Below are 19819 nucleotides of genomic sequence, written 5' to 3' on the forward strand. Positions count from 1 at the left end.
AGGGACTAGCTTCGCATCCACAGGGTGTCGTGACTCAAAAAACGTAGTCAGTTAAGACTTAGGCTGGTCAGGACGGCTTTGAGATTTCTCTTTCAAGCCTCACGCCTTTAGGCTGAGGTTCCTGACACCATTGAACCTCTCAGCACTTGGCTGACTTGTAGTAATGAAAGTAGGTTTACTTGCATTCTATCACAACCACACGAATAGTGCATCAAAGGGCGATCGCACTTCCCGTACCTCATCCAAGACTTAAAAACAGAAAGTCCGCCTGTGCGGACTTCGTTTGTCTAGCGCCACACATCAGTCTGGCAGACTAATCACTCCAAATTCAACACACAATAAGGATAACGAGTCGTCACACAAACTACTGGCCCCACATAAAAACCCGGTTTCTGGCCACCCGCGCAGTCCTGAACGCACTCCGACAAATAAACCGGGTTTTTTCCCAAATTTACGAAGCACAACCAAGTATTCAAGGGAAAAACCCGGTTTCTAGCCCTATGCGTAAGTCCTAAATTTGCTACAATAGCCTTATAAAATATCAAAATATTAAAATATAAAAAATATGAACGAATCCCAAATACCCCAAATAGCTTGGCTGCCCTTAAGCCGAGAAGCGCACAAACTATCAGTTACCGACAGATTAGCTCTAGTCAATGCGATTTTTGAGTCCATCAGACGGGAACTCAGACCCCCACAATCCCTACCAGATAACTTCCTCGAACCCATGACGGGGCTACCAAAAACTGATGCACCACCCGCAACAGATACTGAAATTAAACTCAAATTGCAGCGCGATCGCAAAGGTGCTGCCAAGCGACTCAGAGGGCTAGCAAAAACTGATCTTCCACCTCAAACAGATGCCGAAGTTGCAGCCATGTTAGAAGAACGTTTGGTGGAGAAATACCTAAGTCGATCCCCCCTAACCCCCCTTAATAAGGGGGGGACAAGAAAGAGCATTCAAAGTCCCCCTTTTTAAGGGGGATTTAGGGGGATCTAAACTTAGATACAAGCGCGATTTGTCAAGTCCTTGACGCTTAAGTTGACGGCGCATAATTCTTGCTCTTCTCCGATTCTAAGTATTGCTTGTAAGCCACCTCATCGCCGCCAAAAGAATCGATCGATACCTGTCGTTGCGGCATCGATTTCAGAGGAGCATCGATCGGGTTGTACCGACAGTAACACATCACAATTACATCATAATCGCTCATCGGAGTTGGGATATCAGGCGTGTATGTTTGTACCCGCACAACTTCCCAATCACTCACCCGATAATGAGTATTGTGTGCGTGTTCTTTTGGATCGTGTTCTGACTCCACTCGCACAAATTCTACAGGGCGATATCCCGGTTCAGGAATCGGTTCCTGAGAAGAATCCCAGTTTTCTGCAATGATAAAAGTTAGAGCTTGGCTGTGTTGGAGTTTTCTCTGTCTCCAACCTTCATCTTCACCTGACTCAGCTTGAAAAACAATGTATTTTTGCATTAGTTTTCCTCCTTTTCTTCGAGATAGTTGGGAAATTCTGTTTTCCCTTTGAACACGCAATCAACTTCAAATCCGATCAAACAAACCGGGTTTTTAGCCGAATCTACGCATCAAAACGAAGAATTCTCGTAAAAACCCGGTTTCTGGCCACCCGCGCGTCAGCCCTCAAAGAAACCGGGTTTTTGGCCGCATCTACGCATCACAACCAAGTATTCAAGGGAAAAACCCGGTTTCTAGCCCCCATGCGTAAGCCCTAAAAAGGACTTAACCTTGCGGCTTACCGTCCAGATTTTCTCGACGATTTACCATCAGCCAGCTTTCGACGAATCAGCACGCTCATCACTTGCTTCGGATTCGCCGCCGGCTGTAGGGGACTCCAATCGCCCACTTCCGCAAATCCCAGCCGGTACAAAGTGAGTATGGTTTCCCTGACACCCTTGCGCGAACCTGTCACCGTTACACACACAATTTCCTGTTCCGATGCTGCTGCTGGTTCGTCATTTGAGCCGAGGGATGCGCTAACGGATTTGTCATCGTCGGGCACGAATTCTTCAGTCATATTCTGTTCTCCTGGTTTTGGGTTTTCTAGAAAAACCCAAAAACCCAGCCACCCCGCACAGCAACGCAAAGCAAGGTGGCTACAGAGAGTGTTAAGATTCTCGGAGCCTCCAGACTGCTGATCCCAGTTTGGCGGTGAGCTGTCCATTGCTGTTAGTAGCAGCTTTGGGCAGCGTAACTAGATTTTTGGGCGACGCGGGCTGCTTGTCCTGCAACCTCTCACTTCAAAGCGTAGCCGCAAATGGGGGCCGCCGTCAATCGATTTGGGATTTTAGATTTTGGATTTTGGATTGAAGAGCCCGATTGGGAGGTTTTGGGCGATCGGGCTGAGGATTTAGCGTTATAACTAGACTAAGAGATCCCCAGGATAATTATGCTGCACAATCTTCAGCAAACTCACCAACAAGACATACAGACTATTACTCAGGTTTTGGCCAAAATCACCAGCCGCACGCCAGCTCAGATTAAACCATTACTAGATGCGATGCTCAAACGGCTAATAGAACCTCAACAACCTCCCTTTTACCAAACAGCTACCCCAACAGAATGGTCAATAGCATTTCAGGAATGGGTTGACAGTCATCGTACCCTAAATCTCCCGATTCTTTCAGATGAAGCTATTAGCCGAGAGAGCATTTATGGAGACAGAGGTTAAATGCCATTCCTCGTAGATACAAACATACTTCTGCGTAGCGTCGATACAGCACACCCCATGAATTCTGATGCCGTCAATGCCGTGATTACTCTGCGCGATCGCGGAGAACAACTTTATATCGTACCCCAAAATTTGATAGAGTTTTGGAACGTCTGCACGCGCCCGATCCAAAGAAATGGATTAGGACGAACTGCAACAGAAGCAGAGGCAGAAATTAATCGCTTAAAACAACTTTTTCCTCTGTTGTTGGATACCGAAGCAATTTATCAAGAATGGGAGCGGCTGGTCATAACATATAAGGTTATAGGTGTCAACGTTCATGATGCGCGGCTAGTTGCTGCTATGCTTGTTCATGGTTTAACCCATATCCTAACTTTTAACATTACTGACTTTGCTCGTTATTCAGAAATTACTGCTGTTAATCCCCCAACTGTAAGGCCTTGATTAATTTCAAATCTCTCAGCTATAGCCCTTCAAAAAAACGCCCCCCGATTTTTGCGAGGACACGGCAGTGCCGTTTCCCTACAAATCCTACAATAAATATCATTTGTAGGGACACAACACGGCGTTGTGTCCTTTGGCTGTGCTAATCACGGTTTTTTGTTAATAAAAATCCCGATTTTTTCGAGGAAACGACAATGCCGTTTCCCTACAAACCAATTATCCCCCTCAATCTTCGCTCTTTTCCAAACCGGAAACCACAGGGGCGATCGCATTTAACTTCAAAACAGGGTGTTCCCCTTCCACCTGACGGCAATTCCAGTCATTTCTAAACAGCAAAACCGGCCTTCCCCAACTATCCTTCACCGTCACCGTATTAAACAGCCGTCCAACTTTTGCCAGCGCATCCCAACCGCCGTCAACCCAGCGGGCTACACTGTAAGGCAACATCTCGATCGCGGTTTCTACATTGTATTCCGACTGCATTCGGAACTGCACCACCTCAAATTGCAACTGTCCGACAGCCGCCAAAATCGGTTCCCGTTTCGACTCATCAACCGAATACATAATTTGCACAGCGCCCTCTTCCTGCAACTCAGAAACGCCTTTGCGGAACTGCTTAAACTTAGAAGGATTTGGATTTCTCAAATAAGCAAAAAGTTCCGGCGAAAAACAGGGAATTCCTTCATATTCCAGTTTTTGCCCGGTGTAAATAGTATCGCCGATCGCAAAAACCCCCGGATTGTTCAAACCGATCACATCGCCGGGATACGCAACTTCGATCGACTCCCGATCCTGAGCAAATAACTTTTGAGGCCTTGACAAACGCACCGTTTTACCAGTCCGAGCGTGAGTCACGTTCATGTCCTTTTCAAACTTGCCCGTACAAACCCGAATAAACGCCACCCGATCGCGGTGTCTGGGGTCCATATTCGCTTGCAATTTAAACACAAACCCGGTAAAATCTTCGTAAGTTGGCGGCAAATCTCCGGCGCTGCTCTTGCGGGCGATCGGCTTCATAGCGTAATCTAAAAACGCATCTAAAAACAGTTCTACCCCAAAATTGCTCATCGCGCTGCCAAAGAAAACCGGAGTCATTTTCCCAGCCCGAACTAAATCTAAATCCAGTTCAGTTCCCAACTCATCCAGCAGTTCCAACTCTTCTTTGAGCTGATAGTAAAGGTCTTGTTCCAACAAATCCTCAATGCGCGGATCGCCCAATTCGATGACGGTATCAACAGCAGCGCGAGAACCGTGTTGAGTCCGCTCGAACAAGTGAATTTTGCGCCCCCTGCGGTCGAAAACACCTTTAAAGCGATCGCCGGTACCGATCGGCCAATTCACCGGATAAGTCTGCAAGCCCAATTCTTTCTCAATTTCGTCCAACAAATCCAAAGGATCTCTGCTGGGGCGATCGAGCTTATTAAAGAAAGTAAAAATAGGCAAACTACGCAATTTACAAACTTCAAATAACTTCCGAGTTTGCGGTTCCAAACCCTTAGCAGCATCCTCCAGCATCACCGCATTGTCAGCCGCCGCCAGAGTTCGATAAGTATCTTCGCTAAAATCTTGGTGTCCCGGAGTATCGAGCAGATTAATGTGATATTTTTTATACTCAAACTGCAAAACAGTTGAAGTAATCGAAATTCCCCGCTGCTGTTCCATCGCCATCCAGTCAGAGGTAGCGTGTCGCTGAGCCCGCCGCGCTTTCACAGAACCTGCTTCGTGAATTGCACCTCCGTAAAGCAGCAGCTTTTCTGTCAAAGTAGTTTTTCCCGCGTCTGGGTGCGAGATAATAGCAAAGTTGCGCCGGTGCTCGACGGCAGTTAGCAGTTCAGTTTCGAGTTCAGTTGTCATCACAAAGTAAGTAGGGGAATCATCACCCGATCGCCATTATAGCCTGTGCTAGAGTTGCTATAGAAGGTAAAATTATCAGTAAAGTCAAGGAAATACAAGTAATATGTACGACTCCGACAAGCGCAAGCTGCTATCACTCGTGTGTCACGGGGCAATTTTTTTCAGTACGTTAGGATTGTCGATCGGAGCGCCGATCGCAGTATTGTTAGTATCAGATGACCCCGTTGTCAAAGAAAACGCCACAGAAGCCATCAATTTTCACCTGAATGTATGGGCCTGCGCTCTGATTCTGGTGCCGCTATCTTTTTTGACATTGGGTTTGGCTGGCTTAATCGGTTTCGTACTGCACTGGGGACTGACAATAATGGCCATCCTCCACGTTTTGGAAAATCCCAACCAACCTTACCGCTACCCTTTTATTTTCCGAATATTTTAGACAGCCAATCGCGCTTCAACATCGATTTAAACAACCAGGTTTTTTCAATAAACCTGGTTTTTTATTAATTATTTCATAACTCACTAAACCAGTAGTTGTGAAGTGCAACCCAAGCACCCTGCATTTAAAAGTTGTGCGTAATATCAAATCCTCTCTTCATCGGAATACTAAATTAAAGTTGACGGTGTTACCGGAAATGATATAATATGATGTCCTATCTACCCCAATAAGATTGGTTGGTAGTGAGGAATTTAGTCCTCAGATTTTTGAAGGACTAAATTCCTCGCTACAAACCTTGATACCGGATAATTGACCTGACACGATATAAGTCCCAATTCCCAATTCCCAATTCCCAATTCCCAATTCCCAATTCCCAACTTTTACCGAATTTCAGCAACTCTAGCAGTATCTGCCGGCGGCACAATCACCTCTTTTGCATTCAACTTGATATTCAACTCGCGAATCCGGCGCGACAGCAAGCGAATAATATTAACAGCAATTCCCGGCGTTTCATCGATCGCATCATAAAGCTGCATTTGAGTCAGCATCAAACACTCCGATTGTTCCAGAGTAGAAATAGAAGCCGATCGAGGTTCCGCATCAAACAGCGACATTTCCCCGAAACAGGCCCCCGCTTTCAACTGTGCCAAATCGCGATCGCCTATATGCACCCGTACCGTTCCCGACACCAAAATATAGAGCGATCGACCTTCTTGTCCTTCCGTAAAAATCCTGTGTTTGGCCGGGAACGAAAGTTCATCCATTACCGATGCTAGGCGCACGAGAAAATCATCCCGCAGTTCCTTAAAAATCGGAACTTCCCTGACAAACAATAGGCGTTCGACGCTAGTTAGCATAATGCGATGCAGTGATTGATTTAAACTTAAACAAAGGAATTGGGCATTGGGAATGGGGAATGGGGAATGGGGAATGGGGAATGGGGAATGGGGAATTCCTCCTAGCAAATAACTAATGACTGATGACTGATGACTGATGACTAATGACTGATGACTAATGACTGATGACTAATGACTAATGACTGATGACTAATGACTGATGACTAATGTTACCTTTTCCCCCCAACACCCAACTCTGCCATCATCTCTTCAACTTGAGCGGATACCAAAGTATCCGGGTCATTTTGCAGCCTGGGCAACAATTCGAGCAAAGCTCGCGGCGAAGCTATTTTCAAATAAGCTAACACTGCTTCGCGAACAAAACCCGTCGGGTGTTGCAGACACACGAGAGTTTGTTGAGCCGTAAGACTCCAGCGCGCGTCCTTCGCCAAGTGAAAGCAGCAAGCCAAGGCCCAATCCGAAAGGAAGTGGCGCAATTCTAGCAAGCGGCGCAAACGATCGCTGGGGGCTAGAGGTTTGTAAACCATCAATTCAGAGAGATTGGTCAACTTTTCTCTTTCCGAATTCTGATCCAACAAATTGATCAGCGCTCGCTTCCTAACTATATCCACAGTATTGTCAAGAATTTCCAATCCCCTAGCCACCATAGAAGGTTGGCCCGAAGAGATATTGAAAGCAGCAGCTTGTACCGTATCCGGCGGATAAAGAAACTTCATCAACAAAAAACACCGATCCTTAGCATCAGCTTCCAACCCCGCCAGAGCCCGCTGCAAAAGTTGAGCCGTATCGTTCTCAGGTATGGCGCTGTTGGTATTTCCAGCGGCAAAATTGCCGTAGGTTGTGACCTCAGACAAATCTACCAGACCTGCATAAATTTGACCGATAAACATTAACTCCTGTTCGATGAGAGTTTCCAAGCCGCTGCGGCCGATCCGGTCTAGAACCCCTTCTATCCCGGCTTCCGAGGGCATTTTCAACAGGATGCGGAGGATGTTGCGCCTCGTAGTTCCCCAAGCCGTCATCAAATTGCTGACCAAAATGTCGATCGCCTCAACAGTCCCAATTTGACCCAGAGCCGTCCAAGCTTGCAACCTGACCAAATCCGGCTTGTGGATGTCCTCAGCCAAATACACGAGCAAAGGAATAGCATCGTTGTGAAGTTTGACTATAGCCTGCAAAGCCGCTTCCCTAGTCGATTTGTAACCTAGTCCCCGCAGCAGCGAAGGATAGTATTCTTCCGAATGAGTAGAAGAAATCACGTCTAACAGAGCGCGGCGCACTCGCAGAGATTCATCTTGCAACAGATTGGGGATGTACAGCCGCAGTCCTTGCAAATAATCAGCCTCTCCCAAAGCCCGCGTCCCCATCACCCGTTCTCGTTCGAGCTTGTGTGTCAGCATTTGGCGCAGCGTGTTAGTAGCCTCTGCTTTTTGCTGGCGATCGCCCCTTCTCATAATTAAAGCAGCCGCCGTACCCCGCACCACAGGATCGACATTCTGCTGCAAATAAGGCCGCAAGTTGTCGATATTCGGTTCAGCTTCCGTCAGCCAGATGTAGCGCAAAGCCAAGGCCAGCACCTCCGGAGGCAAAGATTGCTTTGAAAGTGCGCGGACATCTTCTAAATATGCGGGGTTCGGGTGTTGCAGCATTGTTTCCAAGCTCTGGCACTGCAAAACTGGGGAAAGCGAATCCAGGATAGGTGCGAGAACTTCTCCGACATTTTTGGGGTCAATTTGCGTCAGCAGTTCTATACAAGAGCGCTTTTCATCTTCGCCCCCCGGCTGTTCTAGAGTTTCCACCACGGCACGCTTGAGAGCTTTGAGGTCAACGTCTGTGACGCCCAAGCGGCCGCGTTCGGCACTTTTGACCAACAGGCCGACGTATTGAGAGCGGATCAGCCACACCACAAACACCCATACCAGCGCCAACACTACGATCGCACCAATAAATATCAAGCTTTGCTGGTCGTGAAATGCGCTTTCGTCTTGCTGGGGGAGTATCTTCTGTGTCACCCACAGCATCCCTAGGATAACTACTCCTGTAACTCCGGTGGACAAAGGTTCGCCTACACCGTTGACCAGCGTTTGAATGCCCGATCGAATATTGTCGGGAATCGGTTGAAATAACACCGGGCTAACAGTTTCCAAAAGCGTGTAGTGAAGCAGTTCGTCTAAAAATCTCAGCAATATTAGCCCGATAAACACAGATACTAGCTGACCGAGGGATGCTCCTAAAGTCAGCACCCCCAGAATAGCGATACCCGCCGGCAAAATCATCGCCGTCACGAATACACCGATTCGTTCTACCAAGCGGCTGGAAGCAAACCACTGAGTCGCCACTTGAAACAGACCTTGTATACCTTCGTAAATGCCCAGGAAGCTAGCAATCCAACTAGCTCCGCTCGCTCCGTCCCCCGGGTTTTGGTATTCTAACTGGCTATAGAATTGAAAATCTACCAGCACGTAGACGACTTCTGCCAGCACGAAGAAACTGACTAGAGGTATCGCGTATTTTTGCAGAGGCCCAGTAACTTTGCGGGCGGTAAATTCTTGTTGGTCGTCTTCGTCGTCGTCATCTGTCCACCGAGCAGTTTCCGGGAATGCTTGGCTATATTTTTCCGTGAGGTAGTACAGCAGCAACGAGCCTGCCGCCACCATCAACCCGGATATTAGGGTAACGTTTTTGAGTTTGACTACGTAGAGCAAGACTGGCAGAGAAAATCCGCTGACTACTCCAGCTACTAGATAGCCGCTGCTGACTAGCGGATAGGTGCGCTTGATTTCTCGAATGTTAAAAAGTTGATTGGAAGTTATAGAAGTATTGAGGTCGTTGAGGACATAGCAAGCTTCTACCCACAGCCACATCAAAAAAATAGTAATAAAAGCGATGCTGATGCCAGCTATTTTAGTATTTTCGTAGCCGATGCCGAATCGAAACAAAAATAGCGGTACCGACATCATTGCCATCACAACTACGACGGTGCGCCTCAGCGGCAGGATTTTTTGCATCCACGAGTAGACAAATCCCAAACCAGAACCGATAAAGGCGCTGGCTATATAGATATAGGGCATTTTGTCTGCACCGAATTCGTCTAAAAATAAACCTACCGTGCTCAGTTCCAGCCAGATCAGCCCGACGGAGGTTAGAGTGTAGACGAGGAACATCAGTAAGGTTCGCTCTAATTCTTCCGATCGCAGGTTGAGCGATCGCAGCACTCCTTGTCTTGCTCCGGCGATCGCGCCGATTTGAAAATTTTCCATGCTTCTGGTGCGTTAATATTCCGATTTTAGATTTTAGATTTTAGATTTTAGATTTATACCAATTTCATAAAGTTATGCTACTACCGAAAGTTTGACTCCCCCCCTTTATAAGGGGGGGTTGGGGGGGGGTAGATATGTAGCGCTATTTTATGAATTTGGTATTGCTTGCTGCATGGAATCTGAGACCGGGAACTGGAGTCTAACATTTTTGTTTTGGTCTTCCACCGCAACAGTCGAAAACTTGTCAGTTCTTGCGGTATTTAAATTATATATTTCGATGACGGTCTCAAATCGTCTCCCCTTCTCCCCCTCTGACCCTCAATCACCATACACAATTTTAACGGACAACAGCTTATCGGTTTTCGGGTCCGGCGATCGGTCCGCCGTCACCAGTCTATTGGTATTGACTGATGACTGGACTTCTCCTAAAAAGCCTGTGAAAAGCAGGCTGGATGCCTGCTCCACAATAATTATTGGAGAGGTCTACGGATGACCCTCTCGCTGTTGCTATTTTTTCGGCGACAGCAGCATCATCATGCTGCGTCCTTCTTTTTTCGGGGCTTGCTGCACTTCTGCGATTTCCTGCAAATCTGTGGCCATGCGTTTGAGCAAGTCCTCTGCTAGGTTGCTGTGTTGGATTTCCCGACCTCTGAACATGATCGTGGCTTTTACTTTGTCCCCAGCTTTGATAAAGCGGTCTGCTAGTTTGAGGCGCACTTGGTAGTCGTGTTCTTCAATTTTGTAGCGCATCTTCACTTCCTTCACGTCGGCAGTGTGCTGCTTCCGCTTGGCTTCTCGCGCTTTCTTTTCCTGCTCGAATTTGTACTTCCCGTAGTCCATGACGCGACATACGGGCGGGTCAGCTTTGTCGCTGACAAGTACCAGGTCGAGTTCTTTTTCTTCTGCCAGGCGCAGCGCTTCTGCGGGTGTCAGTATCCCTAGTTGCCCGCCGTCGGTATCGATCACCCGGATTGTGGGGTATCGAATGTTTTCGTTGATCTGGGGTAGGTTGCGATTTTGTCTTCTTTCAATCACAGGCATGAATGTTTTTACAAGCAGTAGTTTAATAGTGAAGTTTCTTGATAGTTACAGGCTTGATCGGTCAATATTTCACTTTTTCCGATCGAGCTATTTGGCAAGTTGTTACCCTCACCGGACGTACTACCGCGCCCTGTCTGCCCTCAGCTTCATCGTTGGGGCATATTTTAAAGATCGTAAATGAAGTCTTACAATACTTGCTATTCTACTCAGTCTGGCTGAGTTTCTGCCTAGTTTTATTTTAACTTCACACAAGAGCGCCCGCCCCGATGCCAGACCGATCGCCAAACGGTCAAAAAATCGCGGTAAATCGTTAAATATCGGGTAAAACGGCTTTTCTTACCCCGCCACACCCGTCCGGCCAGTCCCGAAGCCGCCTGATTTGCCTTGTAGAATAGGTATTAACCAAGTGTAAATTTATGTTGCGAGCCGAGGCAAAATTGACAAATTTTCTACAGTGGCACCAACGGGTGGGTACTCAACGAGACTGGGTGTGGCGGGGTTGGCAAACTCGGTACACTTATTTGCGGCCGGCTTTGGGGCCAAATCCAGGGGCGATCGAATTTCAAGACTCTGCAGCCGAACCAAAGGCTTCCGCCGCATCGAGAACACCGATTATTTTACTGCACGGGTTTGGAGCTTCGATCGGTCACTGGCGACAAAATCTCGCCCCGCTCGCCGAAAATCACACGGTTTACGCCTTGGATTTGTTGGGTTTTGGCGCTTCCCAAAAAGCTCCTGTCAACTACGGCGTGTCTTTGTGGGTCGATCAAGTTTATGATTTTTGGCGGACTTTTATCTGTGAGCCGGTCATATTGGCAGGAAATTCGATCGGTTCCCTGATTTGTTTGGCGGCGGCCTGGGCTCACCCGGACATGGTGGCCGGCACGGTGATGATTAGCCTCCCAGACCCATCTGTGCGAGCCGAGGCCGTGCCCGGATGGCTGTTACCGGCGATCGAATCTATGGAAAATTTATTTGTTTCTCCGATCGTACTCAGGCCTTTGTTTTCGATCGCCCGCAAGCCTGCCATCGTCCGTCGCTGGGTTGCCTTTGCCTACGCCAACCCCGGAGCTGTTAGCGACGAATTAGTTGAAATTCTAGCAGGGCCAGCCGGCGATCGCGGAGCCGCCCGCGCCTTCTGTGCTTTGTTTAAAGCTGTCGGCAGCGCACAGTGCGGCCCCGGTGTCAAGACTGTGCTGCAAAATTTAACAATCCCGATGCTGTTAATTTGGGGCAAACAAGACCGGATGATTCCCCCTCGGTTCGCCCGGCCCCACCAATTTGTCGAATGCAATCCCAGTCATCTAGAGCTAGTTGAATTGGACAATGCCGGCCACTGTCCCCAGGATGAATGCCCGGAACAAGTAAATCAAGCAATTTTGGACTGGATGGGCCGGAACTTTGCGGCTGCGGGCGGTCGATCGTTGCAGCGCTGATAACTTGCAGGCATCGATCCGGATCGAAAATTAACTTGTTAGAACTCGATCGCGCCCGGTGGTATGGTTTTACATAATTTTTGAACTAACCTCAACAACTTTTTAGGCTGGGGGTAACTCTTATGGGAAAGCAAGTCTCCGTCTTTCTGCGAGTCGATCGATATACTTTTGTTGGCGGTTGCTTTTTTCAGAAACTCAGGCATTGACACAATCGCCCAGATCGTGTATCTTCTCTAACTGGTAGTATTATATACACCTTATGCAGTTCGTCGAAAGGCAGGTCATCAAACCAAATCACAGGTTTTATCGAGAAGCCGATCGACTGTTTCTACTGTCCAAAAATCACAAGTGCGATCGCTATATCTACCTTCAACACTTTTTCCTCCGTCAATCGAACAATGCTCTGGCTGTTTCTCGTCCACCATCGAAGAGTGTTGGCGGCAAAACATTGCCCTCCCAAGCGACTATAAAAATCCCAGAAAAAAAAGAACAGCGGTTCTATGCAGTCGTACTTCACTGTCAAGCTGTTAGCAAAAACCCTTGTCAGAAAAAATAGGCAAGTTGGTCTGGGAGTAACATTTAGCTGCTTTCAAAAGTTACTTATATCAGGGTAATCCGGATTGCGATCGGCGTAGGTTGTTAAGTTGTCGAGGTAGTCTATGAAAAGTTAGAAAACGCAACTGTCAAGCGGGTTATTACCCTTGACCTAACAAGATGCGCTTTCGATGAAAGAGCAATGAAAGCGCTTTGTTGAAAGACGGTAAAATTCTAAGTTCTAACTTGTACCTTCTCAACTCAAAAAATACCTAGTTCTCCGCTCAAAAAAATATAGCAACCACCCGACAAGGACGTTATTAATTGCTCAAAGCATTGGTTTTATTACTTCTTATATCTTTTGCGGCTGCATCGGAATCATAAAATCGAGTCAACAGTTAACTCTCAACCATTCAGTTTTTCGACCCGCCCGTCAACAGTCAACAGTCAACAGTCAACAGTCAACAATCACCTGACGGTGCAACCGGAATTGATATTACTTCAGCCTTCAGCCTTCTTAATTCTTACTTCAGCCTTCTGCTATAAATACCTGCCCTTGTGCCAACAATTTCTCAGTCAGCTTATAACCGATCGCCCCCAAGTATACGGGAAAGTGAAAAAATGCCATTTTTTGGCATTTGGCAGCCTGTTAACGCATAAAAAAGTCAATTTAGCCCACACCTGACTGCCCCCGTGCCCCCGGTCGGCTGGCGGCTAACTGCTGAAAGCCGATCGGGCAAACAGCACCCTTCCAGCTTTTAGTAGTAACGCAAACGAGGAAAAAACTGTCGTGAAATTCCACTGGCTACTACCGAGTTTCTTAAGTGTATTTTTGCTCGCCGGAGCCGCCGAAGCAGCCCGACTGCAATCTTGGCGGTTTGATGCTTCAGAGAACCGGCTCTACATCAGAACAGACGGGGGAGTGCAACCCAAAGCTCAACTGATTTTCAACCCGACGCGCTTGGTAATAGACTTGCCGGGAACGAGTCTGGGCCGCCCCTCAGTCAACAAACAGCTCTCAGGGGCGATCGAATCGGTGCGAGTAGGACAGTTTGACAGCGACACAACCAGAATTGTAGTCGAACTCAGAGACGGGTTTACTCTAGACCCCCAGCAAGTAAAATTCCGGGGGATTTCTCCCAGCGAGTGGACAGTGGATTTACCCGCACCGACGCGCGCGGGAGTTCCAAATCCGATTTCAGAACCAGGGGGAGAAAGGTTATCGGTTGAACCTTCAGCAGGTGAACCCCAGTCGGCAGAAGCAACCGTTGTTCAGAACGTTCAACTGACAGCCGACGGTTTTTTAGTCCGCACTGCCGGCGGCCGCCCCCAAATTAATTTTGAACAAAGTCGCGCCGGAGACATCGCTACCCTCGATATTGAAGGAGCTACTTTAGCTCCGGGCGCGGGCGGCCAGCAGCCTCAAACTAACGGCAAGCTCGGTGTCGAGAGGGTTGAAGTCCGGCAACTGCCAACAGACCCGCCCGTTACCCGCGTGACTTTGCGGCTGAAGGGTTCTAATGCTCAGTGGCGCGCGTCTGTGAACAATTCCGGCTCCGTTGTGCTGTCGCCGGGGGGTACGATTGCGCCAATCCTCAGCGGCTCCCAGCCCGTAGCTGTTGGAAGACCAGAGCGATCGGCCTTAGCAAGAGTTATGTCGATCGATTTAGCCAGCAACGGCACGCAACTGGTAGTGAGAACTGACCGCCAAGTCTCCTATACCAGCGGGTGGGACCAGTCGTCGAGAGCTTACTGGCTGAGAATTTCTTCTAGTTCCCTGGCGGGGCAAATTCCTCAGCTTGGTGCCAACAGCCCTGTATCGTTTACTGCCAGTCAGGAAGACGCTGAGACTGTGCTGATTTGGGTGCAGCCGCGATCGGGGGTAGAGGTAGGCAGGGTGACGAGACCGGCCCCGCAGTTGCTGTCTTTGCAGTTGCGAGGGGCGAATGCTAGCGCCCAGCCGTCTTTTACTCGCGATCCCAATCCGCAGCCGCTGCCGCCGAGAAGGACGATCGGATCGGGGGATTTGCCCCAAGCTGCTAACCGCCGCTTCGTGGTAGCGATCGATCCGGGCCACGGCGGCCGCGATCCAGGTGCCGTCGGGATTAGGGGCATTCAGGAAAAGGAGATTGTTTTAGATATCTCCTATCAGGTGGCGAGGCTGCTGGAACAGCAAGGCGTGCAGGCGGTGATGACTCGGACTGACGACAGCGAAATCGACCTGCAACCGAGAGTTTCTTTGGCGGAACGGGTGAATGCTACTTTGTTTGTCAGCATTCACGCTAATGCGATTAATATGAGCCGGCCTGATGTTAACGGGATTGAGACTTATTATTTCGATAGCGGGAAAGATTTAGCCCGGGTGATTCACGCCAGTATTTTGGACGGGACGGGGGCGGCTGACCGCCGGGTGCGGCAGGCGAGATTTTATGTTTTGAGGAAGAGTTCTATGCCTTCTGTTTTGCTGGAAGTGGGTTTTGTCACGGGCGCTGAGGATGCTGCCAAACTTTCCGATCCGGCTTACCGCAGTCAAATGGCGGCTTCGATCGCTCGCGGCATTTTAGTTTATCTTCAACAAAGATAATGGTCAGCAGTCAGTGGTCATTAGTCAGTAGTCAGTAGTCATTAGTCATTAGGGAATTGTTAGCTGTTAGCTGTTGACTGTTAGCTGTTGACTGTTGACTGTTAACTGCCAACTGACTACTGCCAACTGCCAACTGACTACTGCCAACTGACTACTGCCAACTGCCAACTGCCAACTGACTACTGCCAACTACCAACTCCCAACAGACAACTAACTATTAACAAATGACAACAGACTCTGGACAAAAAAGAATCGGTATTTTTGATAGCGGCGTGGGCGGTTTAACTGTTTTGACGCAGTTGTACCAACAATTGCCCAACGAATCTATACTTTATTTTGGAGATACAGCGAGGCTTCCTTACGGCACTCGCGCAGCTTCGGAAATTGTGCATTTTGTCCGGGAAATAATGACCTGGCTGGTGGAACAGGATGTGAAAATGGTGATTATGGCCTGCAACACCAGTTCTGCTTTGGCGATGGAGATGGTGCAGGCTGAGTTTGATATTCCGGTGCTGGGAGTAATTCTGCCGGGGGCGCAGGCTGCGGTGCAGGAAGGCAAGCGGATCGGGGTGATCGCAACTCCGGCTACGGCTGCTAGCAATGCTTATCGAAATGCGATTTTGGAAATGGATGCGGATTGTCGGGTATGGCAGGTTAGCTGTCCGGCTTTTGTGCCGCTGGTCGAGCAAAACCGGATTCGCGATCCTTATACTTATGAGGTGGCTAGGGAATATTTGGCTCCTTTGATTCAGCAGCGCATCGATACGCTGATTTACGGCTGCACTCATTATCCGCTGTTGGCTCCGGTGCTGCGATCGCTTTTGCCGGCTGGGGTGAAGCCGATCGATCCTGCGGTGCGGGTGGTGGCTGCTGCTGCTAGAGAGTTGGAGGTTTTGGGGCTGCGGAATGCTGGTACTGCGCTGCCGACTCGTTTTTGCGTGAGCGGCCTTCCGCAGCAGTTTGCGGATTTGTCGGTGCAGTGGCTCGGCTGTACTCCTGCAGTTGAGAAGATATTTCTGCCGACTGTTGTCGGATCGTCGCCCCTATCTCTGGAATCTGTCGAATAAGCCGGAAATTCGATCGCTGGCGCGACAATCGCCGAAATCTTCAATCTTAAATCTTACCCCCCCAAATCCCTAGGGTTTTGGGGGGTTGAATTTTTGCTGCGAACATTGCAGCTAGCGATCGAACATCGATGTGTAATAAGATTTAACAAAAGCTTTGACAAACAATGCAAATAATGTCCTCTACCTGCTGGATCTCTTCAGCCTTGAACCATGTCATCCTATGTATCGCAAGCAGTTTTACTTGTAGACGGCTATAACATGATTGGACTTTGGCCTCGACTCCGAGAGAAGCGCGATCGCGACGAACTCGAAACAGCCCGCCGCGAGTTGATCGAGGTTTTAGTTAACTACAGCGCCGTACAAGATTTTGAGGCCAGACTCGTGTTTGACGCTCACTATCGGCATACTCCCAGCGTTAAAGAAATTATTACTAAAAATTTATCTGTGCACTACACTGACTTCGGTCAGACAGCAGATACTTATATAGAAAAGTCTTGTGCTAATTTGCGGTACGAGTTGCGATCGGTCAAAGGCAGAGCGCGCATGATTGTCGCCACCTCCGACAGAGCCCAGCAATTAACCGTAGTCGGCTACGGTGCCGAATGGATGTCCGCCCAACAACTAGCGGCTGACGTAGAATCCACCGCCCGCCGCAGCGAGCGCCAGCACAAATCCCGCAAACACAATTCCAGTCGCTTTCTGGCCAATTCCCTCGATCCAGAATCGCAGCAGCGCCTCGCCAGAATGAGAATGGGGCTGCATTAACGGCCCAAACCCGCTTGCTGCACGAGAAAAAAAAAGTTTGCAAAAAAGCTTGCCAAATCGAATCGGTTCAGCTACTATTAGTAAATGTGGGTGACAAAAACCACGCAATCCTCGGTAGCTCAGTGGCAGAGCGGTCGGCTGTAATGAATGCAAGCCTTTGGTATCAACCAAAAGCCCTAGTGACATAGCAGCTTTATCCGGTAACGGATACTGAAAAATCGGGTGAATTCAAGGAAACCGCAGCACTTCGGGTGGCGGCAATCTTGAGCCAAGTCTGGCGAAAGGCAGCGGTTTCGATCGCAAGTAGCCGGAAAGGTGCAGAGACTAGAGATGAGGAGCCTAACCAATAAATCTCACAGCGCCCGACATCCCGCGACAGATGATAAGTCTGCGTTTTAGGGATGATGAAATAGTCCGCGCCCTTCGGAAACGTTGGGATAAGTGTAACCGATTGGTCGTAGGTTCAAATCCTACCCGGGGAGTTAGTAAAAGTCTGAAGTTGGAAATTTCCAGCTTCAGATTTTTTTTGTTTTTATTTTCAGATATGTTTTTCTATAATGTAGATGCAAACACTTTACCTGTATCATGAGCTATCGCGATATCATTACCATAGAACCGGATAAGCGTGGTGGCAAGCCCTGCATTCGTCGGATGCGAATTACGGTTTACGACGTTCTTGGCTGGCTGGCTTCTGGAATGTCTATTACTGAGATTATTGACGACTTCCCAGAACTGACAGAAACAGACATTAGAGCCTGTTTAGAGTTTGTGGCCGATCGCGATCATCGTTTAGTTGCTTCGGTGAGTGTCGCTTGAAACTACTATTCGATCAAAATCTGAGCCGAAAATTAGTGACTCGCTTGGCTGATATTTTCCTTAATGCTAGCCATGTTCAGTTTCACGGGCTAGCAGAGAAAACAGATACAGAAATCTGGGATTTCGCTAAGTTGAACGATTTCTGTATTGTGACTCAAGATGCAGACTTTACGGAAAGAAGTCGGCTGTATAGTTCTCCACCGAAAGTAGTGTGGTTGAGATGTGGAAACGCACCCACCAATCAAGTTGAAAGTCTGATCCGCTGTGGACAAGAAGCGATTCAAGAGCTTTTAAGTAATTCTAGCATTCACTGCTTAGAGCTTCATTGATTCAAGAGTAGTCCTGTCTCAGAGTAATATGCTTAAAGTACATGAAATTAGGTTCACAAGGGACAAAAGAGTCTTTTGCTGAATTTACTGCTTATACTAAACATGGAGTTTTGTTCGCTGCCCTTTATTCGTCGTAAGGTGCGTCAGAAACAAGAGTTTAAAGTTGCTTCAAGCATCTGGCTGACGCACCCTACCCCATACTAAACATCGCGTTCTGTTCGCACCCAATTGGTTTGTCGCTTCAGGAGAAAACCCAGATATAAAGGGATTTTCCAAAGGATATAAAACGGTACGGATAAAAGAGTTGCGCCGGAAATGTCGGCACGCCCGAATTTTCCCCAAGCGCTGACAATTGCAACTAAAATTAGCAGTCCTTGTACTCCTAACAATATCGCGGGAATCGCGGATGCTCCGATAATTGCTGCTACTATGGAGGCGGCAAAAGCGGCTAGCCAAAGAGCAACTAAAAGCGATAGAGGAGGGACTGATAAGTCGAGGGCGATCGCCATTAAGTCAAAACGCTGTTGCTCGATCGAAGCTGTCGCCAGCCTGGGAGTTTGAGTTAGCAAGGTTTGTAAGTGTCCGTGCTCCCATCTGGTTCTTTGAGTTTTAGCTGCTTCCTGCTGCTGCGGCAAACACCCTGTGACTCTGGCTTCGGGGCAGAATGCGGTTGGATGTCCGGCGATCGCCAGATCCAAACTCATTTGCATATCTTCTACAATGTTGCTGCTGGCTAAAGGAACATCTCGAATGATTAGCCAGGGAAAAGCCATGCCCGTACCTGTTAGCAGTGACGGGAATCCTAACTGTTTTAATCCGCTGGGGCGGACTAGGTTTTTTACTAAAAATGCTAAGGCTGAAATCGAATCTTTGGGGGTAGGATTTGGCGGCTGTTCCATTAAATAAGTTGCTTGCACCGGTCTTTGTTTGGCCATTGAAACGCGGGCTAATGTTTCTATGGAATCTGGCTCGCAGATGCAGTCTGCATCAACCATAATGACTACTTCTGGGGGGTCTGAGGCGATCGACTGCAAGCCGAAATCCAGTGCGTATCCCTTCCCCTTGCGTTCTGTGTCGTGGCGCTCGATCGCGCTTGCACCGGAGTTGCGGGCGATTTGGGCCGTAGCATCCGTGCAGTTGTCAGCAATGACTAACAGGCGGTCTTGAGGTGTTAGCTGCGGCAGAATGGTGGAGATAGTGGCGGCAATTCCTGCTGCTTCGTTGTAGGCGGGAATTAAAACTGCTATTTTGGGGCGGGGTTCTTTGGTTTCGTCTGCGGTGCCGAAGCTGGAAAGGAAAGCTGCACTGCATTCTAGAAATAGAACTGCAACGGGAATTAGCAGGATTAGGGCGATCGTCAACAATACCACATCAACAAATAGAAACGGTAGCTGATTTATTTGCACAATTTTAGTACCTTGTTTTAATTGGATTTACTGAGTTAATTGAGTCCATTTAATAAAATTGCGCCTTTGTTAGGTTAGCGATCGACATTATCATATTGCTCGTTACCAGGCTTGCTCGTTACCAGGCTCTGCCTGGTAATGCAGATCCGGAGGCTCTGCCTCCTTTTATCTGGCAACTTACACGAGAGAGGACTGTAAAAGGTGTTTAAGTTATTAAGTTTTCGATCCTTTGTTAGGTTAGCGACCGACATTATCATATCATTTTCGGCTCGATAAACCGCAATCAAATTGAT

General features: G+C 48.3%; 19 protein-coding genes. 11 read left to right on the forward strand and 8 right to left on the reverse strand.

Annotated elements, in window-relative coordinates; translation table 11 throughout:
- The first annotated feature begins 565 nt into the window (after positions 1 to 565).
- Positions 566 to 979, forward strand: coding sequence for a hypothetical protein (locus WBA89_RS19225; protein WP_424408801.1), 414 nt, complete (start codon positions 566 to 568; stop codon positions 977 to 979).
- Positions 980 to 1037: 58 nt separating this feature from the next.
- Here WBA89_RS19225 and WBA89_RS19230 read toward each other — a convergent pair whose 3' ends face one another.
- Positions 1038 to 1484, reverse strand: coding sequence for a hypothetical protein (locus tag WBA89_RS19230; RefSeq protein ID WP_424408802.1), 447 nt, complete (start codon positions 1482 to 1484; stop codon positions 1038 to 1040).
- Between the two features lie 277 nt (positions 1485 to 1761).
- Entirely contained in the window at positions 1762 to 2043 is a 282-nt protein-coding gene (locus tag WBA89_RS19235; RefSeq protein ID WP_424408803.1) for a hypothetical protein, read from the reverse strand.
- Positions 2044 to 2415: 372 nt separating this feature from the next.
- Here WBA89_RS19235 and WBA89_RS19240 point away from each other — a divergent pair, with 372 nt between their 5' ends.
- Both WBA89_RS19240 and WBA89_RS19245 read left to right on the forward strand, forming a co-directional pair.
- A complete protein-coding gene (locus tag WBA89_RS19240; RefSeq protein WP_424408804.1) occupies positions 2416 to 2697 on the forward strand; it encodes a hypothetical protein in 282 nt (93 codons plus the stop codon).
- On the forward strand, positions 2698 to 3141 hold the full coding sequence (locus WBA89_RS19245; protein WP_424408805.1) for a type II toxin-antitoxin system VapC family toxin: 444 nt from the start codon (positions 2698 to 2700) through the stop codon (positions 3139 to 3141).
- A gap of 225 nt (positions 3142 to 3366) precedes the next feature.
- Here the strand turns inward: WBA89_RS19245 and prfC are convergent, their stop codons facing one another.
- Positions 3367 to 4995 carry a peptide chain release factor 3 gene (prfC, locus tag WBA89_RS19250; protein WP_424408806.1) on the reverse strand — a complete coding sequence of 543 codons (1629 nt, stop codon included), beginning with the start codon at positions 4993 to 4995 and terminating at the stop codon, positions 3367 to 3369.
- A 103-nt stretch (positions 4996 to 5098) separates the two neighbouring features.
- Between prfC and WBA89_RS19255 the strand changes: the two genes are divergently transcribed.
- Positions 5099 to 5431, forward strand: a complete 333-nt coding sequence (locus WBA89_RS19255; protein ID WP_424408807.1) for a DUF4870 domain-containing protein — start codon at positions 5099 to 5101, stop codon at positions 5429 to 5431.
- Between the two features lie 380 nt (positions 5432 to 5811).
- Here the strand turns inward: WBA89_RS19255 and WBA89_RS19260 are convergent, their stop codons facing one another.
- From WBA89_RS19260 to infC, 3 genes are all read right to left on the reverse strand, one after another.
- A complete protein-coding gene (locus tag WBA89_RS19260; protein ID WP_424408808.1) occupies positions 5812 to 6288 on the reverse strand; it encodes a Crp/Fnr family transcriptional regulator in 477 nt (158 codons plus the stop codon).
- Between the two features lie 209 nt (positions 6289 to 6497).
- Positions 6498 to 9548, reverse strand: a complete 3051-nt coding sequence (locus tag WBA89_RS19265) for a HEAT repeat domain-containing protein (protein WP_424408809.1) — start codon at positions 9546 to 9548, stop codon at positions 6498 to 6500.
- 507 nt (positions 9549 to 10055) lie between these two features.
- Entirely contained in the window at positions 10056 to 10589 is a 534-nt protein-coding gene (gene infC / locus WBA89_RS19270; protein ID WP_194063971.1) for a translation initiation factor IF-3, read from the reverse strand.
- Positions 10590 to 11005: 416 nt separating this feature from the next.
- On the opposite strand from infC, the gene WBA89_RS19275 reads away from it, so the two are divergent.
- The 3 genes from WBA89_RS19275 to WBA89_RS19285 all read left to right on the forward strand — a co-directional run bounded on the left by WBA89_RS19275 (position 11006) and on the right by WBA89_RS19285 (position 15143).
- The gene (locus WBA89_RS19275; RefSeq protein WP_424408810.1) at positions 11006 to 12025 is read left to right on the forward strand and encodes an alpha/beta fold hydrolase; all 1020 of its coding nucleotides are present in this window, start codon (positions 11006 to 11008) and stop codon (positions 12023 to 12025) included.
- Positions 12026 to 12284: 259 nt separating this feature from the next.
- Positions 12285 to 12581: a hypothetical protein gene (locus WBA89_RS19280; protein ID WP_424408811.1), complete on the forward strand. Its 297-nt coding sequence runs from the start codon at positions 12285 to 12287 to the stop codon at positions 12579 to 12581.
- A 768-nt stretch (positions 12582 to 13349) separates the two neighbouring features.
- Entirely contained in the window at positions 13350 to 15143 is a 1794-nt protein-coding gene (locus tag WBA89_RS19285; protein WP_424408812.1) for an N-acetylmuramoyl-L-alanine amidase, read from the forward strand.
- A gap of 66 nt (positions 15144 to 15209) precedes the next feature.
- Here the strand turns inward: WBA89_RS19285 and WBA89_RS19290 are convergent, their stop codons facing one another.
- Positions 15210 to 15332, reverse strand: a complete 123-nt coding sequence (locus tag WBA89_RS19290; RefSeq protein WP_424408813.1) for a hypothetical protein — start codon at positions 15330 to 15332, stop codon at positions 15210 to 15212.
- Between the two features lie 35 nt (positions 15333 to 15367).
- Between WBA89_RS19290 and murI the strand changes: the two genes are divergently transcribed.
- The 4 genes from murI to WBA89_RS19310 all read left to right on the forward strand — a co-directional run bounded on the left by murI (position 15368) and on the right by WBA89_RS19310 (position 18120).
- Positions 15368 to 16210 (forward strand): glutamate racemase, encoded by an 843-nt coding sequence (gene murI / locus WBA89_RS19295; protein ID WP_424408814.1) that lies wholly within the window; start codon positions 15368 to 15370, stop codon positions 16208 to 16210.
- Positions 16211 to 16420: 210 nt separating this feature from the next.
- Complete coding sequence (locus tag WBA89_RS19300; protein ID WP_424408815.1) at positions 16421 to 16975, forward strand: NYN domain-containing protein; 555 nt, start codon at positions 16421 to 16423, stop codon at positions 16973 to 16975.
- 585 nt (positions 16976 to 17560) lie between these two features.
- Entirely contained in the window at positions 17561 to 17791 is a 231-nt protein-coding gene (locus WBA89_RS19305) for a DUF433 domain-containing protein (RefSeq protein WP_325314977.1), read from the forward strand.
- The gene (locus WBA89_RS19310; protein ID WP_424408816.1) at positions 17788 to 18120 is read left to right on the forward strand and encodes a DUF5615 family PIN-like protein; all 333 of its coding nucleotides are present in this window, start codon (positions 17788 to 17790) and stop codon (positions 18118 to 18120) included. The genes WBA89_RS19305 and WBA89_RS19310 overlap by 4 nt, the downstream gene beginning before the upstream one ends.
- Positions 18121 to 18320: 200 nt before the next feature.
- Here WBA89_RS19310 and WBA89_RS19315 read toward each other — a convergent pair whose 3' ends face one another.
- On the reverse strand, positions 18321 to 19526 hold the full coding sequence (locus WBA89_RS19315; RefSeq protein WP_424408817.1) for a glycosyltransferase family 2 protein: 1206 nt from the start codon (positions 19524 to 19526) through the stop codon (positions 18321 to 18323).
- Positions 19527 to 19819: the final 293 nt, after the last annotated feature.

The organism is Microcoleus sp. (assembly GCF_049646505.1).
Classification (GTDB): Bacteria; Cyanobacteriota; Cyanobacteriia; order Cyanobacteriales; family Microcoleaceae; genus Microcoleus.

Excerpts from the sequence above, each read along its gene's own strand:
- WBA89_RS19225 (WP_424408801.1), top strand. The coding sequence starts at position 566 with ATGAACGAATCCCAAATACCCCAAATAGCTTGGCTGCCCTTAAGCCGA.
- WBA89_RS19230 (WP_424408802.1), bottom strand. The coding sequence starts at position 1,484 with ATGCAAAAATACATTGTTTTTCAAGCTGAGTCAGGTGAAGATGAAGGT.
- WBA89_RS19235 (WP_424408803.1), bottom strand. The coding sequence starts at position 2,043 with ATGACTGAAGAATTCGTGCCCGACGATGACAAATCCGTTAGCGCATCC.
- WBA89_RS19240 (WP_424408804.1), top strand. The coding sequence starts at position 2,416 with ATGCTGCACAATCTTCAGCAAACTCACCAACAAGACATACAGACTATT.
- WBA89_RS19245 (WP_424408805.1), top strand. The coding sequence starts at position 2,698 with ATGCCATTCCTCGTAGATACAAACATACTTCTGCGTAGCGTCGATACA.
- prfC (WP_424408806.1), bottom strand. The coding sequence starts at position 4,995 with ATGACAACTGAACTCGAAACTGAACTGCTAACTGCCGTCGAGCACCGG.
- WBA89_RS19255 (WP_424408807.1), top strand. The coding sequence starts at position 5,099 with ATGTACGACTCCGACAAGCGCAAGCTGCTATCACTCGTGTGTCACGGG.
- WBA89_RS19260 (WP_424408808.1), bottom strand. The coding sequence starts at position 6,288 with ATGCTAACTAGCGTCGAACGCCTATTGTTTGTCAGGGAAGTTCCGATT.
- WBA89_RS19265 (WP_424408809.1), bottom strand. The coding sequence starts at position 9,548 with ATGGAAAATTTTCAAATCGGCGCGATCGCCGGAGCAAGACAAGGAGTG.
- infC (WP_194063971.1), bottom strand. The coding sequence starts at position 10,589 with ATGCCTGTGATTGAAAGAAGACAAAATCGCAACCTACCCCAGATCAAC.
- WBA89_RS19275 (WP_424408810.1), top strand. The coding sequence starts at position 11,006 with ATGTTGCGAGCCGAGGCAAAATTGACAAATTTTCTACAGTGGCACCAA.
- WBA89_RS19280 (WP_424408811.1), top strand. The coding sequence starts at position 12,285 with ATGCAGTTCGTCGAAAGGCAGGTCATCAAACCAAATCACAGGTTTTAT.
- murI (WP_424408814.1), top strand. The coding sequence starts at position 15,368 with ATGACAACAGACTCTGGACAAAAAAGAATCGGTATTTTTGATAGCGGC.
- WBA89_RS19300 (WP_424408815.1), top strand. The coding sequence starts at position 16,421 with ATGTCATCCTATGTATCGCAAGCAGTTTTACTTGTAGACGGCTATAAC.
- WBA89_RS19305 (WP_325314977.1), top strand. The coding sequence starts at position 17,561 with ATGAGCTATCGCGATATCATTACCATAGAACCGGATAAGCGTGGTGGC.